At 36.1% G+C, this 16393-nt stretch carries 13 protein-coding genes; 9 read left to right on the top strand and 4 right to left on the bottom strand.

Going from position 1 to position 16393, the window contains the following annotated elements; all coding sequences use genetic code 11:
- Window positions 1-54 precede the first annotated feature (54 nt).
- Window positions 55-1308, bottom strand: a complete 1254-nt coding sequence (fabF, locus tag ACQ33O_RS05405; protein ID WP_430994545.1) for a beta-ketoacyl-ACP synthase II — start codon at window positions 1306-1308, stop codon at window positions 55-57.
- Between the two features lie 113 nt (window positions 1309-1421).
- On the bottom strand, window positions 1422-1658 hold the full coding sequence (locus ACQ33O_RS05400) for an acyl carrier protein (protein ID WP_229762106.1): 237 nt from the start codon (window positions 1656-1658) through the stop codon (window positions 1422-1424).
- Window positions 1659-1869: 211 nt separating this feature from the next.
- On the opposite strand from ACQ33O_RS05400, the gene ACQ33O_RS05395 reads away from it, so the two are divergent.
- Window positions 1870-2301 carry a GNAT family N-acetyltransferase gene (locus tag ACQ33O_RS05395; RefSeq protein WP_430994544.1) on the top strand — a complete coding sequence of 144 codons (432 nt, stop codon included), beginning with the start codon at window positions 1870-1872 and terminating at the stop codon, window positions 2299-2301.
- Between the two features lie 113 nt (window positions 2302-2414).
- Here ACQ33O_RS05395 and ACQ33O_RS05390 read toward each other — a convergent pair whose 3' ends face one another.
- Entirely contained in the window at window positions 2415-2906 is a 492-nt protein-coding gene (locus tag ACQ33O_RS05390; RefSeq protein ID WP_430994543.1) for a YcxB family protein, read from the bottom strand.
- A gap of 106 nt (window positions 2907-3012) precedes the next feature.
- Here ACQ33O_RS05390 and ACQ33O_RS05385 point away from each other — a divergent pair, with 106 nt between their 5' ends.
- Together ACQ33O_RS05385 and ACQ33O_RS05380 are read left to right on the top strand one after the other, a co-directional pair.
- Entirely contained in the window at window positions 3013-4065 is a 1053-nt protein-coding gene (locus ACQ33O_RS05385; protein WP_430994542.1) for a hypothetical protein, read from the top strand.
- Window positions 4031-6436: a hypothetical protein gene (locus ACQ33O_RS05380; RefSeq protein WP_430994541.1), complete on the top strand. Its 2406-nt coding sequence runs from the start codon at window positions 4031-4033 to the stop codon at window positions 6434-6436. Before ACQ33O_RS05385 ends, ACQ33O_RS05380 begins: the two co-directional genes overlap by 35 nt.
- A 107-nt stretch (window positions 6437-6543) precedes the next feature.
- Here the strand turns inward: ACQ33O_RS05380 and ACQ33O_RS05375 are convergent, their stop codons facing one another.
- On the bottom strand, window positions 6544-9900 hold the full coding sequence (locus ACQ33O_RS05375) for a vitamin B12-dependent ribonucleotide reductase (RefSeq protein ID WP_430994540.1): 3357 nt from the start codon (window positions 9898-9900) through the stop codon (window positions 6544-6546).
- Between the two features lie 500 nt (window positions 9901-10400).
- On the opposite strand from ACQ33O_RS05375, the gene dtd reads away from it, so the two are divergent.
- The 6 genes from dtd to ACQ33O_RS05345 all read left to right on the top strand — a co-directional run bounded on the left by dtd (window position 10401) and on the right by ACQ33O_RS05345 (window position 16393).
- Window positions 10401-10853 (top strand): D-aminoacyl-tRNA deacylase, encoded by a 453-nt coding sequence (gene dtd, locus ACQ33O_RS05370; RefSeq protein WP_430994539.1) that lies wholly within the window; start codon window positions 10401-10403, stop codon window positions 10851-10853.
- A gap of 140 nt (window positions 10854-10993) precedes the next feature.
- Window positions 10994-11368 carry a GxxExxY protein gene (locus ACQ33O_RS05365; RefSeq protein WP_430994538.1) on the top strand — a complete coding sequence of 125 codons (375 nt, stop codon included), beginning with the start codon at window positions 10994-10996 and terminating at the stop codon, window positions 11366-11368.
- A 41-nt stretch (window positions 11369-11409) separates the two neighbouring features.
- Entirely contained in the window at window positions 11410-11736 is a 327-nt protein-coding gene (locus ACQ33O_RS05360) for a nucleotide pyrophosphohydrolase (protein ID WP_430994537.1), read from the top strand.
- Window positions 11737-11796: 60 nt separating this feature from the next.
- A complete protein-coding gene (locus tag ACQ33O_RS05355; protein ID WP_430994536.1) occupies window positions 11797-13269 on the top strand; it encodes a glycine--tRNA ligase in 1473 nt (490 codons plus the stop codon).
- 55 nt (window positions 13270-13324) lie between these two features.
- On the top strand, window positions 13325-15166 hold the full coding sequence (locus ACQ33O_RS05350; RefSeq protein ID WP_430994535.1) for a hypothetical protein: 1842 nt from the start codon (window positions 13325-13327) through the stop codon (window positions 15164-15166).
- Window positions 15167-15229: 63 nt separating this feature from the next.
- Complete coding sequence (locus tag ACQ33O_RS05345) at window positions 15230-16393, top strand: hypothetical protein (protein ID WP_430994534.1); 1164 nt, start codon at window positions 15230-15232, stop codon at window positions 16391-16393.

Raw genomic sequence — 16393 nt, 5'->3', positions numbered from 1 at the left:
GAAGCGAATATTTTAAGTGCAAAACATAATAACTCCCCTTTAGGGGATGGGGTACTAAGGTTTATATTTTTTTACAATAACAGAAGCATTGTGGCCACCGAAACCAAATGTATTGCTGAGCGCTGCATTCACGGTTTTGTGTTGTGCTTTGTTGAAAGTGAAATTCAATTTAGAATCCAATTCCGGATCATCGGTAAAATGATTGATGGTTGGAGGAATGATATCTTTTGTAACAGCCATGATACAAGCCAGTGCCTCTAATGCACCTGCAGCACCAAGACAGTGACCTGTCATACTTTTTGTACTGCTGATATTTAATTTGTAGGCATGATCTCCAAAAACATTCTTGATCGCTTTTGTTTCAGCAATATCACCTAAAGGTGTAGAAGTTCCGTGTACGTTGATGTAATCAATGTCTTCCGGTTTTAAACCGGCATCTCTTAAAGCCGCTTTCATTACGTTGTTTGCCCCTAATCCTTCCGGATGTGGTGCAGTGATATGATGAGCATCGGCAGTAGCGCCACCACCTGCTATTTCGCAATAAATTTTTGCACCTCTTGCAAGGGCATGATCAAGACTTTCCAACACCAATACGCCGGCACCCTCTCCCATTACAAAACCATCACGGTCTTTGTCGAATGGACGGCTGGCGGATTTAGGATCATCATTTCTTTCACTCAATGCTTTCATTGCATTGAAACCACCTACACCTGCTGCGCTAACAACCGCTTCGCTACCACCGGTGATAATGATGTCTGATTTTCCTACACGTATATTATCAAATGCATCAATGATGGCGTTTGTGCTGGATGCACAAGCACTAACTACTGCATAGTTTGGCCCACGGAAAGTATGACGCATGGAGATATGCCCAGCGGCAATATCCAATATCATTTTTGGAATAAAGAAAGGATTGAAACGTGGAGTACCATCTCCGGAAGCAAAATTCATTACTTCTTCCTGAAAGGTGATCAACCCTCCGATACCGCTACCGAAAATAACACCAACCCTGTCCGGGTCAACATTATCTGCAGTAATACCAGCATCTTTCACCGCTTCATCACTTGCTATTAATGCAAACTGACTAAAGCGATCGATTTTACGGGCTTCTTTTTTATCTAAATAAACCGTAGGATCAAAATCCTTCACTTCACAGGCAAACCTGGTTTTGAATTTTGATGCATCGAATTGCTGAATAAAATCGCAGCCATTTGCACCTTCGGCCAATCCCTGCCAATAATCGGCAACAGTTTTCCCTAACGGTGTAAGGGCTCCCAATCCGGTTACGACTACTCTTTTTAGCTCCATAAAGTTTGGTGAGTAATGATTAGATAAAACAACCACATAGCCATACCTAAGATACTAAATAATTAATTTATTTCCCAGGGTATGCTATGTGGTGAAAAAATTTTAAAGTTCCCTTACTTAGAATGTTCTTCTAAATAAGTAACTGCTTGTCCAACTGTAGTGATGGTTTCAGCTTGTTCATCAGGAATAGAAATATTGAATTCTTTTTCAAATTCCATAATCAATTCAACGGTGTCTAAGCTATCTGCACCTAGATCGTTAGTGAAAGAAGCCTCAGTAGTTACTTCGCCTTCATCTACACCTAATTTGTCAACAATAATTTTCTTTACTCTTGTTGCAATGTCTGACATAATTGTATTATTTAGTTAATCAGGTGCAAAAATATACTTTTTGTAACAAATACAAAGAATTTGTCGAGAAGTTGAAAAAGAGCAATTTAATGTGTATAAATCAGAGAGTTAAATAATCTTGTATTTTCCCTTGGCAGGGAGGCGGAATTTCTGTATATTGAACATACTTTCAGCGACAGGTTATCACAAGTATTCATAAAAAACAGCATTTATGGGGCTAAAACAAATAGACCACGGGACAAAAGAATACAAGCAAATGGTTGCCCTTCGCCATGAAATATTGCGAAAACCGCTTGGCTTGGAATTCAGACAGGAATATCTGGATCAGGATGCCAATGATATACTCATTGCTTCCTTTGATGAGGATGAGATGCTGGGTTGCTGCATACTGACTCCACTAGATAACGGCAATATCCGACTTAGGCAAATGGCAGTTCAAAAAAAGTTGCAGGGAAAAGGCATTGGTGAGTCAATTATGATCTTTGCTGAAAACCTTGCAAGAGATAAGGGCTATAAAAATATGATGATGCATGCCCGGGATAATGTAATCGGTTTCTACGAAAAATTTGGGTACAAAATAAAAGGGACACAATTTATTGAGGTAAAAACTCCACATCATGTGATGGAGAAGCGGTTGAGATAATACCACCCCCCAAAATCCTAAAGGGGGCTTTTCTTTGTTGGATCTCAAAATTTGTTAAGCCGCCTTTTCATATTGACCGAAACTATTAATTATTCTGCTTCCAAGTTCCCCCTTTAGGGGGCGAGGGGGGTCTTGTTTATTTTCTGAGCAAATATCTTCCTCACCTCATGTACATCATCGCCTTCGAACGCTTCTTTAGGTATTATGAAGAAAGACCGGGCATCAAAATATAAATGATAAAAATGCGGACTTTCCATCATTGTCGAAAATTCGCTCCAATCCCAGCTCTTGCTACCCTTTTCATTTTCTATAGTAAAAGATTGATTACCGGCTGTTGCTCTGAACCTATCCTTAAACGTAGCAGATCTTTTATAAATTGTCAGTGGTAATAGATACCAGAATACGATCATAAGTCCTACCCATAAAACAGAACTGATCAGGAAAGCAAGGGGTGATATTTTTTTTGCAAAAAAAAGTGCTGCCGATACAATGGCAAAAACATTTATCAGGATCATCATTAATTTAATTTCTTTGCGGCTGATGAAATGATAACGCAAAGCCTGAATTACTTTTCCTTTTTCGTACGTAAAATACTGTGATGTCATACTGCAAAGATATCCTATAATTTATTGACAATATTATGGCGAATCAAATACCTTCATATGGGTATTCCGAACCAATAGAAATTGTTGTACCATTACCCTCGTAAATATGAGTCCTACATTTTTCGCATATCATTTAAAAATTCTTTTTCCTTCAGTTTTTTTGTTGTTCTTGATAGGCTGTAAAGAACGTGCCGAAAGAAAGATTGATCGTAGTTTTTACTATTGGAAATCAGTCTTTACACTGACAGATTTTGAAAAAAAGAAATTAGATAGTCTTGATATAAAAACTCTGTACATTAAATTTTTTGACGTAACCTGGGATGAGTTTAAGAAACAACCCAATCCTACAGCTATTATAGACGGATCTAAGCAAAAGCTACCGGAAGAATTCATCGTTATTCCTACTGTATTCATTACGAATGAATGTATGCAGAAAATCGATTCGTCGCAGTTAACAGAACTTTCTAATAATATTAATAATCTAATCAGTAAAGTCCTTAATATAAATGGATTTAACTCTATTAACGAAGTTCAAATAGATTGCGATTGGACAAGTACAACAAAAGATAATTATTTTTCTCTATTAAGAAAGATAAAAGAACATTGGAAAAATATCGCAATACCTATTTCTGCCACCATTCGGCTTCATCAAATAAAATATATTTCGAAAAGTGGTGTACCGCCTGTAGACAAAGGATTATTGATGTGTTACAATATGGGTAATTTAAAAAATCCGGCTACAAAAAACTCTATTCTGGATATATCGGAGATGAAAAAGTACATTGGCAACTTAGGCAGTTATCCATTACAGCTAGATGTAGCACTACCCTTATTTGATTGGCATGTATTATTTCGAAATAATAGATATGAAGGCCTGATCGAAGATATTACTCTAACAAATAATTCGGCCGTTAAAAAAACTAATGAAACAAGCTATACCTTTTTGAAAGACACCCTATTTAATGGCCTGCAGTTCAGAAAAGATGATATTATTCGCTATGAGCAAAGTGAATACAAGGAGATCATTTCAGCAGCGAAAATTGTGAGTGAGCAATTGCAAACCAGGAACTTAAAACTTTCTTTCTTCCATCTCGATTCTTTAACTTTAAGTAAATACTCAATTTATGAACTGGAAAGCATTTATAACAGTTTGCGTTAGTGCATTTTTTGTGTCATTTCCACAAAACATTATTGGTTGCGGCGGAGGCGATGACCCTTACGACTATTATACATCTTTCTTCCATCAAAACTTACCGGATGCTGCCGGGTATAAACCATTTTATTATACAGGTATCAATTTTCTATTTGACGAAACCGAACCAACAGATGTAAGCGATGTACTTGCAGATGAGTGGGCTAACTATTGCGGCAATGGAGTAAAAAATGATGATGCAAAACGGTTTGTAAATAAATTTTCAAGAGATGTCATTGCTACCCTTTATAACAAGATTGAAAAAAATACAAAAAATATAATCCCGGATTCTGTTTTGAAAAATTCGATGAGTAATTATTTTATCAAAACCAAAGACCTCGAGGGACTAGGCTATATATTATATGCAAGACAAGTAGAACCCTTTGTAGTGGGCAGTTACGATTACTGGGAACCCATTGAAAGAGATAGTGTAAAAATGGCCAAGCTTATTAAAAATGGAACGCAATTGTACAACGCATCCAAAAAAACATTCTTTAAATTAAAATATGCTTATCAAATTCAAAGGCTTGCACTTTACAGTGGGAGAAATGAAGATGCTATAAAATTCTATGATGATTATGTAAGTGTTACAAAATCGGAATCAGTATTACAACAACTTTGCATAGCACTTAAAGCAGGGGGCCTATTTAGAACCGGCCGACAAAAAGAGGCAGCCTATTTTTACAGTAAAGCTTTCAGCGGATCAACTGTTAAACGAATTTCAAATTATTTGGGATTTAAATGGAGTATTAACAGTGAGGATAATAGAAATGATTATCTCAGCTTTTGTAAAAATGACAAGGAAAAAGCAGATATGCTTGCATTGTTTGCCATGAGCAGTTCTTATGATGATGAACTGAAAACAATTCAAACAATCTATACACTGAACCCGGCATCAACAGCATTGGAAGTTTTGGTTGTTCGTGAGATCAATAAACTTGAAGACAAATATTTTACCCCGAATATACAATTGGAAAAAGGTGGCAAAACTTTTTACTATTACTATACATCAGATGAAACAAAAATTAATGTTGACAAGAAGGGAACAGAAGCGATCTTACTCAGTAAATTCTTACACGAAGCAGCACAAAATCCGAAGGTAAAGAACCGTGGTTTATTTGAAGCTGCGGCAGCCCACGCTGCATACATTACAAAAGAGTATGCCAATGCAAAAGAGTATTTATCGGCAGCACAAAAATTGAATTGTACCGAGAAAGTAAAAGATCAGTTAGCATTGACCAACCTGCTCGTTACCATCAGCGAAAAACAAACCATTGATGCTGCATTTGAAGAGCAACTTTTACCTTCTATTGAATGGCTTGCCAAAAAAGCCAAAGCAGAAAAACCAATTCAGATAGATTATTATGAATTGGGGCAATGGAAAAAATTTTACCGAGATCTGATGTGTGAAATCTTAGCAAGAAAATATCATGCTCAGAACGATCTGGGAAAAGAAGCACTATGTATTGGTGCAGCTGATAGAATGACTTATGGTAACGATCAGGTAATCAATTATGGCAACGGAATCGATTTTGTTCGTGGTAGTTTGAACAGTACCGAAGCTGAGAAACTATTTACTCTATTTATTTCCTCTAAACAAAATGCTTTTGAAAAATATTTGCTTTCGCATAATTCGATCAAAAAGGAGACTGTAGTTGACCACTTAGGCACAGCTTATTTAAGAGAATACGATTATACAAACGCTATTGCTTGGTATAAAAAATGTACTGATAAGGAATCATTAAAAATAACAACCGATCCGTTTATTGATCTGCTATATGACCAGGAAGAAGCGTTGGCACACGAAGCTAAATTCAGCACTACTAAATTAGCTTTTGCAGAAGAGATGCTTCGTTTAACCAAACTGATATCTACCGACAAAAAAAATGCAGCTAAATATTATTACAAGATCGCTACAGGGATGTACAATATGACTTATTACGGTCATGCATGGAAGTTGGTTGAATACAATCGTAGCGGTAGTGATGGCTACTACATTCCGAAAGATGCCAATGCATTTGAAAAACAATACTATGGCTGTTTTGCCGCTGAAGAAAATTTTAAAAAGGCACTAAATGCATCTTCAGATAAAAATTTTAAAGCAAGATGCTTATTCATGATGGCAAAATGTTCTCAAAAGCAAGAGCATCAACCACAATACGAAGAATACGGTTACAACGATTGGGACAAAATGGATACAGCCAGAAAGGAGTATGAGATCAGTTTTAAAAGAAATCGTTATTTCCCTCAGTTTGTAAAAGATTATAAAGGCACCGCATTCTATGCAGAAGCGTTTAATAGTTGCAGTTATCTGAGAGATTTTGTTGGGAAGAAATAAGATACTATAATCAATGGTCTAATCTTCAATTTCGACCATTAAAAAAGCCCCGGGACTACGTCGAGGGGCTTCATTTTTGTTTTTATGGTCGGGATTGTTTCAAATAATTAGCCACAACCTCCCTGAGTTCCACAGTTTTCACATTTGTAACATGCACCGCTACGAGTTGTTATACTTCCGCAATTGGTACATGCCGGGGCATCACTTTGACGGCTTTTAGCAGCAGCACTCATCGGATCTAATGGTTGATAAGCTGCAGGTTTTGCTGAAGCCTGAGTTTTATGCGCTTGTGTATTATTATTATTTCCTACAATTCTTATTTCACTTAATTCAGGAACCCTGTCGCCAATGGTAGGCGTTGTAACATCCCAATCATCGTTGCCTAAATTTTCAACTTCAGGTTTATCCAATACATGAACTAAATCGTTTCTGCCCAAATATTCATACGCCAATGAACGGAAAATGAAATCGATGATCGATGTAGTTGTTTTGATATTCGGATGATCTACCATTCCGGCCGGTTCGAAACGGGTAAACACAAATTTTTCTACGAATTCCTCTAAAGGCACACCATATTGTAAACCGATAGATATTGAGATGGCGAAACAGTTCAACATACTGCGTACTGTTGCTCCTTCTTTAGCCATGTCAATAAATATTTCACCAACAGTTCCATCTCCGTATTCGCCTGTTCTTAAGAACAATGCCTGTCCGTTTATTTTAGCTTTTTGCGTGAAGCCTCTACGTTTTGCAGGCAATGTTTTGCGTTCTACGATTTTTGCAAGGCGTCCTTTCAATACAGTATCGGGGCTACTTTGCATTCTTTTACTCACTTCATCCAACAATTCATCAACAGTTAGTTTACTCATATCAACGATATTAGAAACTTCTTCTGCCGGTGTTTCAACTTCTTCTTCGGCAACAACATCTGTTTTCTTTTTCTTATCAGATTTATTGCTAAGCGGTTGAGACAATTTAGAACCGTCACGATATAAAGCACATGCTTTCAAACCAAGCTCCCAGCTCATTCTGTAAGCATCTGCAATTTCTGCTTCTGTTGCTTCATTTGGCAGATTGATCGTTTTGCTAATAGCGCCACTTAAGAAAGGTTGTGCAGCACCCATCATACGAATATGTCCGTGGGCATGAATATAACGTTCGCCTTTTTGTCCGCATTTATTAGCACAATCAAATACAGAAAGATGTTCATCTTTCAAATACGGAGCACCTTCAACAGTCATGGTACCACATACATAAGTATTTGCAGCTTCAATTTCATCATCGGTAAATCCTAAAGCTTCTAACAAGCTCCAACCGAAATCTCTATATTGTTCTTCTTTGAATCCTAAGCGCTGTAAACATTCTTCACCAAGTGTGTAAACATTGAATACAAACCCAATTTCAAAAGCACTACCTAAAGATTTTTCAACTCTTGCCAACTCTTCTTTAGTAAATCCTTTTGCTAATAACACTTCAGTATTAATGCCCGGAGCTCCGTTTAATGTAGCATGACCTTTTGCATAGTTTACGATCTCTTCAATTTCCTTTTCAGTATATTTCAAATTACGTAATGCCTGCGGTACACTTTGGTTGATGATCTTGAAATAACCACCACCACTCAGTTTTTTAAATTTAACCAAAGCAAAATCTGGTTCAACACCGGTTGTATCGCAATCCATTACCAAACCAATTGTACCTGTTGGTGCAATTACAGTTGTTTGTGCATTGCGGTAGCCATATTTTTCTCCTAATTGAACTGCATCATTCCATGCGTTGGTTGCAGCAGTCAATAAATAATCAGGACAATATTTTGCATTGATACCTTGTGGTTTAATTTCGATGCCTTCGTAAGCTTCCTGTGCATCATAAGCAGCAGCTCTGTGATTACGCATTACACGTAACATGTGCTTTTTATTTTCTTCATATCTGGCAAAAGCACCTAAGAATGAAGCCATTTCTGCGGATGTTTTGTACGTAACTCCGGTCATGATCGCTGTGATAGCACCAGCAATTGCTCTTGCTTCTTCACTATCGTAAGCTATACCACTTACCATTAACATAGAACCTAGGTTTGCATAACCAAGACCCAATGTTCTGTAATCATAACTCAATTGTGCTACTTCTTTAGAAGGGAACTGTGCCATTAAAACAGATATTTCCAAAACAACTGTCCATAAACGACAAGTATGTTCGAAACCTTTTACATCAAAAGTATTCGTGCTTTCATCAAAGAAACGACGAAGATTCACTGATGCTAAATTACAAGCAGTGTTGTCTAAGAACATATACTCACTGCAAGGGTTAGACGCTCTGATGGGACCACCTTCAGGGCAAGTGTGCCATTCGTTGATGGTAGTATCATATTGCGTTCCCGGATCAGCACATTTCCATGCTGCATAATTAATATCTTTCCAAAGCTTTTGGGCTTTCACCGTTTTCATGGTTTCGCCGGTGCTTCTTGCTTTTAGTTCCCAATCGCCATCTTCATCCAATACTTTAAAAAATGAGTTAGGGATACGAACTGAGTTATTGCTGTTTTGTCCGCTAACCGTTCTATATGCTTCACCTTCATAATCACTTGCATAACCTGCAGCGATCAAGGCAGCCACTTTATTTTCTTCTTCAACTTTCCAGTTTACAAAATTTACAATTTCAGGATGGTCTAAATCAAGACAAACCATTTTAGCTGCTCTACGTGTAGTGCCTCCACTTTTGATAGCACCTGCTGCTCTATCCCCAATCTTTAAGAAACTCATCAAACCCGACGATGTACCACCTCCGCTTAATTTTTCGCCTTCGCCACGAATGCTGCTATAGTTTGTACCTACGCCGCTGCCATATTTAAATATTCTTGCTTCTCTAACCCAAAGATCCATGATACCACCTTCATTCACCAGATCATCATCTACACTTAAAATAAAACAAGCATGCGGCTGAGGACGTTCGTACGCCGAAGTGGATTTTTTTAACTGGCCATCTTTTGCATCAACATAATAATGCCCCTGTGGTTTCCCTGCAATACCATATACCTCATATAAGCCTGTATTAAACCATTGCGGACTGTTAGGTACGCATCCCTGATTTAAAATAGAGTATACCAACTCATCATAAAATATCTGTGCATCTTTTTCAGAAGCAAAGTAACCGTATCTTTCTCCCCACACACGCCAGCAATGTGCCATACGATGTGCAACCTGTTTTACGGTTGTTTCTCTACCTGTAGTACCATCTGCTTTTGGTACACCCGCTTTACGAAAATATTTTTGTGCCAAAATATCTGTAGCGATCTGACTCCATTGTTTTGGAACTTCTACGTCATCCATTTGAAAGACAACTTCACCCGACGGATTCTTGATAACTGATGTACGATAGTCGTACTCAAACATATCATAAGGGCTCACTCCGTCTTTAGTGAACTGCCTGCTAAACTGCATTCCTTTAGCTGCTTGTTTCTTTGTTGGCATATTTGTAAGGTCGTTAAATGGGTTAAGTAATTGTTAAGGAATTAAGGTTAACGAAAATATTTTTTGATGATGACATTTCACATTTTTGATATTAACAGAATGTGGAAAAGGGATGTGTAAAAAATTTACAATGCAGCATGGTATTGAATCCGCTTACTTTTCCCCACCAAAAGGGGTAAAATGTTTGTTTAAATTCTTGTTTTTTTCGATAAAATTTCAACAAGCAGCAGTGACGTGGTTTTAGTCATTTACAATATTTAAAACCCTTTACGGTAAAGGGTTTACGATTTTTTTATGTTGAAGAATTGCTCTACTGCTGGCTTTTAATCAAATAACGTAAATTAATAATATAAATAAATTGTAATTTGAACTTTTGTGAAACCATTCATGTACTATTACAAACATTATAAAAGCTTTGCCTGATAAGCATTGTATAAGATTTTGTACTTTACCGTCTGATTAAAAAAAGTAGAAAATTTGAATTTCGAAAGCATAAAATTATGAGAGCATTAATACAAAGAGTTTCAAAAGCAAGCGTAACGGTATCGAACAAACGAATATCTGAAATACAAAAAGGCTTACTTATTTTTATCGGCATTGAAGATGCTGATACAACAGAAGATATTGAATGGTTAAGTAACAAAATTATCAACCTTCGTATTTTTGATGACGAAAATAAAGTGCCAAACATTTCAGTAAAAGATAATGGTGGCGATATTTTGCTGGTTAGTCAATTTACCTTACATGCCAACACAAAAAAAGGAAATCGGCCTTCGTACATACGTGCCAGTAAGCCAGACTTTGCAAAGCCAATGTATGAGAAGATGATCTCTCAATTAGAAATCGATCTTGGAAAAGAGATCGGCACAGGTGAATTTGGATCAGATATGAAAGTAGAATTATTGAATGATGGACCGGTAACTATCTGGATAGACACGAAGGACAAAGAATAATTGGTTACACTAATTTTATTCACGAATTACACTAATTATTTTAAAATTTTAACAAAAGCAATCATTTAGATATTTTAGCAGACTATAGTAATTGTATGCAAACAACATACTGCAGGCGAATTACGTAACCTAAAATATTTATGGCACAATTAATTTTAAAAGAAGAGTCATACGAACTAGTTGGAATTTGCATGGAAATACACAGAGAACTAGGGATGGGATTCAAAGAAATCGTGTACAAGGACGCTTTAGAATACGAATTTAAGTCAAGAGAAATTGAGTTTATAAGAGAAAAGGAGTTTAAGATTCAATACAAAGACATAATACTACCACATAGATACTATGCGGATTTCGTTATACATGATTCAATCATATTAGAAGTAAAAGCATCATACATGATAGTCAATAACTTTGTAACACAAACAGTTAATTATCTAAAAGCATCTGGATTGCAATTAGGAATTATTGCCAATTTTGGAGAAAAATCATTTACATCAAAAAGAGTTGTATTTTAAAATATCAATTCATGTAATTCGTGCATTAAATTCGTGTTATTATGACTATTAAACAAACTCAGCAACAGGTTGATGAATGGATTAAAACCATTGGTGTTCGGTATTTTAATGAGTTAACCAACCTTGGAATATTGATGGAAGAAGTTGGCGAATTATCAAGATTGATGGTTCGGCAATATGGCGAACAATCTTTTAAAGAAAGCGATAAAGGAAAAGAATTAGGCGATGAAATGGCGGATGTATTATTTGTATTGATCTGTATAGCCAACCAAACAGGTGTTAATCTTACCGAAGCATTGCAAAAAAATTTTGAAAAAAAGAATCTCAGAGATGTGGACAGACACCGGAATAATGAAAAATTACAATAAAACATAAGTCCACTTTTTAGTGAAAAGATTTCACTACAGCTACTTATCTTTGCAGCCATTATGGCAAACGAAGCAAATAATTTTCAGGAGTTAATCTCACATTGTAAAGAATACGGTTACATATTTCAATCATCAGAAATATATGATGGATTGAGTGCAGTATATGACTATGGCCAAAACGGAGCCCAGTTAAAAAAGAACATCCGTGATTATTGGTGGAAAAGCATGACCCAATTGCACGACAATATCGTTGGAATTGATGCGGCAATTTTTATGCACCCAACCGTTTGGAAAGCAAGTGGGCACGTTGATAATTTCAGCGACCCAATGATCGATAATAAAGACAGTAAAAAAAGATACAGGGTTGATCATTTGATAGAAGGCTATGCTGATGAGCTAATAGCTGCAAGCCGCAAGGGAGAAGCAGATGAATTGATAGCTAATATGGATGCGTTGTTGGCTAAAGATGATTATGCAGGTTTGAAAAAATTAATTGAAGACAATAAAATAAAATGTGCCATCAGCAAAACAGCTAACTGGACAGATGTTCGTCAGTTTAATCTGATGTTCTCTACAGAGTTTGGTGCAGTAGCTTCTGATAATCCGGATGATAATAAAGTGTATCTGCGTCCGGAAACAGCTCAAGGTATTTTTGTAAACTTCTTGAACGTACAAAAAACCGGCCGCATGAAAATACCTTTTGGTATTGCCCAAACCGGTAAAGCTTTCAGAAATGAAATAGTTGCCCGTCAATTTATTTTCAGAATGAGGGAGTTTGAACAAATGGAAATGCAATTCTTCATTCGCCCCGGCTCACAAATGGAATGGTACAATTACTGGAAAGAAACCAGAAAGAAATGGCATGAAAGCCTTGGTATTCCTTCAGAAAAATTGCGTTATCACGATCATGTTAAATTAGCACACTATGCAGATGCTGCGTTGGATATAGAATTTGAATTCCCGTTTGGCTGGAAAGAGTTGGAAGGCATTCATAGCCGTACCGATTTTGACCTGAGCCAGCACCAAACATACAGCAAAAAGAAAATACAGTATTTCGATAATGATATCGACCCTGCAACAGGAAAAGCTTATGGCAACTATGTTCCATACGTACTGGAAACATCTGTTGGTTTAGACAGGCTTTTTTTAACCATCATCAGTTTAGCATATGCTGAAGAAAAATGGTTAAAAGAAGATGGAACCGAAGACAGCAGGGTTGTTTTAAAAATTCCTGCAAAAATTGCTCCTACCAAATTAGCTATTTTGCCGTTGGTTAAAAAAGATGGCCTGCCGGAAATTGCCAGAGAATTGTTCGACAGTTGTAAAGAAGCTTTCCATTGTTTTTACGAAGAAAAAGATGCTATTGGTAAAAGGTACAGAAGAATGGATGCCGTTGGTACACCATTCTGCGTAACCATCGATCATCAAACCAAAGAAGACAATACTGTTACGATCAGATACAGAGATACGATGACGCAGGAACGTATTGCTTTAGCAGATGTTAAGCAACTGGTATTAGGGAAAATCAATTAGTTTCAACCAAATACTTTTAATTTAGAGGAATCGTTCATGATTCCTCTTTTTTATTATGAAAAAAATATTGCTGTTTATTTTTATCCTGATCCATTCGTCCTATGCATTCTCACAAGACCACATGCCTACTTATTATGAAGTATTGAAAAAATTCTTCACCAGCTATATTACTTCCGAAGATTATGAGAACTATACCAATTTTGCAAAGAAAAAAAATGGCTGGTATGTGCAGCAGATCGATCGAACAAACAACGACAGCCTGATAAGTGAAAAATTATTCTGGAAAAACAACAAATACATTGACCTCTACGGCTCTTATGATGAACGTGTGATGGATGAGAACTTTGAAGAAAGGATTGAGCCCTATTTACAATACGACTGGTACAATTATGATCATATCCGATATTACGGTTATGCAAACTGGTATGAGGATATGATCAAAGATTTCGGCAATGCATCAAATCTTTCAGATACGCTTTTGGATGGATTGGGTAGAGCTTATAACAATAATGCCCTGGGTTATTTGTGGTATCAACAAGGGGGTTCAAATAATGGCAAAGACTCACTTCGAAGAAAATTAGCTCGCCTGGAATTTCCTTCAGCTCAAAGAGTTGAAAAAGTAAAAGTAAACCTCGACAACAGCATCAAACAATTTGAAAAACTGAACATATTAAATCATAATTATAAAACAATGATAGGCAATGCAAATTTGAAATTATTTAATGAATATATGCATGCTTACGATCAGATGTATAGATCCGGTGATGATAAATCAGCCAAAGAATATTTACAAAAAGCTAACCCGGACATCAGATATGAAAATCAGGCGAAAAACTACCTAAACTCTTGCGATAGTAATGCGATCTTATTTACCTATGGCGACAATGATACCTACCAGCTTTGGTATGTACAGGAGAAATATGGATTTAGAAAAGATATTGCTGTGATCAATACAAGTTTACTAGCCTTGCCTACCTATCCGGTATTATTGAAGAAAAAAGGAATTATCAGTTTTGCAATCCCGGAAGATTTTCTTAGAAATGAGGCGTCGGATGCAACCTACTATAAATCGGAGAAAGAAGATGAATCTATCATTGATTCAACACTTACTTTACGTGAATTGCTAGACTACATATATCTTAAAAAATCTACTTTTTACGATGTATCGGGCATAGAAAGATATTGCTATACCACAAAAAAAGTAACCCTGCCAACTCCATCATCAATTGACGAAAAACTCTTGATCGATCTTAGTAATTATTTGTACTTAAATGACCTCGTCATGTTTGACATCGTTGAATCTAACTATGGCAAACGACCAATTTATTTTACTCAGAGCTATGAGGTTTATTTTGATGATTATTTGGTTCCTGAGGGTATAGTATATAAATTAAAATCAACTACAAAAATTCCTGACGAGACCACCATTACAAAAAACAGAGAAAAATACATTACCGAAAAGTACATCCCTATTACCAGTGATTACAAAAGTGCTAAAAAATTTGAATCATATGATGGGGATACAAGATGCATTGACATGTATATAGATGTCGCTACTCATTACATATCTATTGGAGATATGATCACAGCTAAACGGTGGACAGATTCATTGAAGCAATATTTTCCTGAGGTTTCAACAAACAATATAGCTTCTGTTAGGAGCTTAGGGCCATTGTTTATGATGACAGAAAATATCGCACTTGCGAAAAAAGTATATGAAACAGATGCTCAATGGATATACGATGCATACAAAAAACCCGAAGCGATAAAAAGTTTTTATTCAAAAAAAAGATGTTTAGGAAGACTTGAAATATATCAAAATGGCCTAGAAAAATTAGGTAAGGGAAGTCAGCTCATTGCATCATTACTAAAAAAACTATACGCAGAAAAACCATAATTCTAATTTGATGTAACACCTAATTAACGAATGGTACATCAATAATTTTTTACATTGCATACCATGTCAATAAAAAAAACATTGTTCGTATTGGTAATTAACTTCTTTTTATATGCAAATCTTTTTGCACAACAAACAATATACAACGATGTAAGCGTAACCTGTGAAAAAAATATTTCCGGCGACACTATATGGATCGTTGCAAAAGAACCTATCACACAAAATCCGGGCACCCTACTTATTACTGCTTTACATATAAAATCCGACCTTACAGATAGTATCTTTCTCCCAATGATAGATACACTGAATTACTTTGCATTGGTAATTCCAAAAAATTATCAGGATGGCAGATTAAAGATCACCGCCTTCTTTTATCCGAAAATATTTGAAATAAGCGGTATGGTTTTAAATAATATTAATGATGAAACAATAAAAGCTCTCGTCATCACAAAAAATAAAAAACTTTATAACAAAGAACTCAAACTTACAGATGACAGGCAGTTTCAACTGCCGGGCCTCATATTTGAAGGAAAAGCCAGTCTTATTTTTAATTATAATCTTACCAAAAAAAAAGAGAAACCAAATATTATCATTCAACAAAGTCCTTCGGTAGAAGATTTTACAGCTATTGTTTATGCTGGTGAAATTCCTTTATCTGAAGAGAGATATGTAGATACCGTACAGACTATTACTTCAAATAAAAATCAAGCTGTAAAAAACAAGCAAAATAAATCGGTAACAATGCAGGAAGTAGTTGTTACAAGCACTAAAAAGTCTAAAGTAGAAAAGTATAGTGAGGAATTTGTTACTCCATTATTTAGTGATATAAATGAAAGAGTGATCGACTGTCTTGACAACAACGCTATATTAGGTTATTCTGATTGCTTATCTTTTTTAAACACAAAAATTCCGGGGCTCACTTCAAATGTTAGCAGGTTTGGTGAAACTGTTTTACGTTGGCGAGGAAAGAATGTATCGGCGTTTTATATCGATGAAATAAATGTAGACATAGATCAATTATTGAGTATGCCCGTTACAGACATCGCTATTATCAAAGCATTCCCTCCTCCTTTCTTTGGTGGATCGGGCGGCGGCAGCGACGGAGGTGCCATAGCTGTTTATACAAGACAAGGTGAGTATAAAAGAGAAAACACCACTTATAATAAATGGTTATTCCCTATTAACGGTTATTCTCCTGCAATACATATTTTATTTGATGGACAATAA

The sequence above is a fragment of the Ferruginibacter sp. SUN002 genome (assembly GCF_050611725.1).
Classification (GTDB): Bacteria; Bacteroidota; Bacteroidia; order Chitinophagales; family Chitinophagaceae; genus Ferruginibacter.
Note: the sequence above shows the minus strand (reverse complement) of the source record. Positions and strands in the feature narration are given on the sequence as shown.

Excerpts from the sequence above, each read along its gene's own strand:
- fabF (WP_430994545.1), bottom strand. The coding sequence starts at position 1,308 with ATGGAGCTAAAAAGAGTAGTCGTAACCGGATTGGGAGCCCTTACACCG.
- ACQ33O_RS05365 (WP_430994538.1), top strand. The coding sequence starts at position 10,994 with ATGGCACAATTAATTTTAAAAGAAGAGTCATACGAACTAGTTGGAATT.
- ACQ33O_RS05345 (WP_430994534.1), top strand. The coding sequence starts at position 15,230 with ATGTCAATAAAAAAAACATTGTTCGTATTGGTAATTAACTTCTTTTTA.
- ACQ33O_RS05400 (WP_229762106.1), bottom strand. The coding sequence starts at position 1,658 with ATGTCAGACATTGCAACAAGAGTAAAGAAAATTATTGTTGACAAATTA.
- ACQ33O_RS05360 (WP_430994537.1), top strand. The coding sequence starts at position 11,410 with ATGACTATTAAACAAACTCAGCAACAGGTTGATGAATGGATTAAAACC.
- ACQ33O_RS05380 (WP_430994541.1), top strand. The coding sequence starts at position 4,031 with ATGAACTGGAAAGCATTTATAACAGTTTGCGTTAGTGCATTTTTTGTG.
- ACQ33O_RS05375 (WP_430994540.1), bottom strand. The coding sequence starts at position 9,900 with ATGCCAACAAAGAAACAAGCAGCTAAAGGAATGCAGTTTAGCAGGCAG.
- ACQ33O_RS05385 (WP_430994542.1), top strand. The coding sequence starts at position 3,013 with ATGAGTCCTACATTTTTCGCATATCATTTAAAAATTCTTTTTCCTTCA.
- ACQ33O_RS05355 (WP_430994536.1), top strand. The coding sequence starts at position 11,797 with ATGGCAAACGAAGCAAATAATTTTCAGGAGTTAATCTCACATTGTAAA.
- ACQ33O_RS05350 (WP_430994535.1), top strand. The coding sequence starts at position 13,325 with ATGAAAAAAATATTGCTGTTTATTTTTATCCTGATCCATTCGTCCTAT.
- dtd (WP_430994539.1), top strand. The coding sequence starts at position 10,401 with ATGAGAGCATTAATACAAAGAGTTTCAAAAGCAAGCGTAACGGTATCG.
- ACQ33O_RS05395 (WP_430994544.1), top strand. The coding sequence starts at position 1,870 with ATGGGGCTAAAACAAATAGACCACGGGACAAAAGAATACAAGCAAATG.
- ACQ33O_RS05390 (WP_430994543.1), bottom strand. The coding sequence starts at position 2,906 with ATGACATCACAGTATTTTACGTACGAAAAAGGAAAAGTAATTCAGGCT.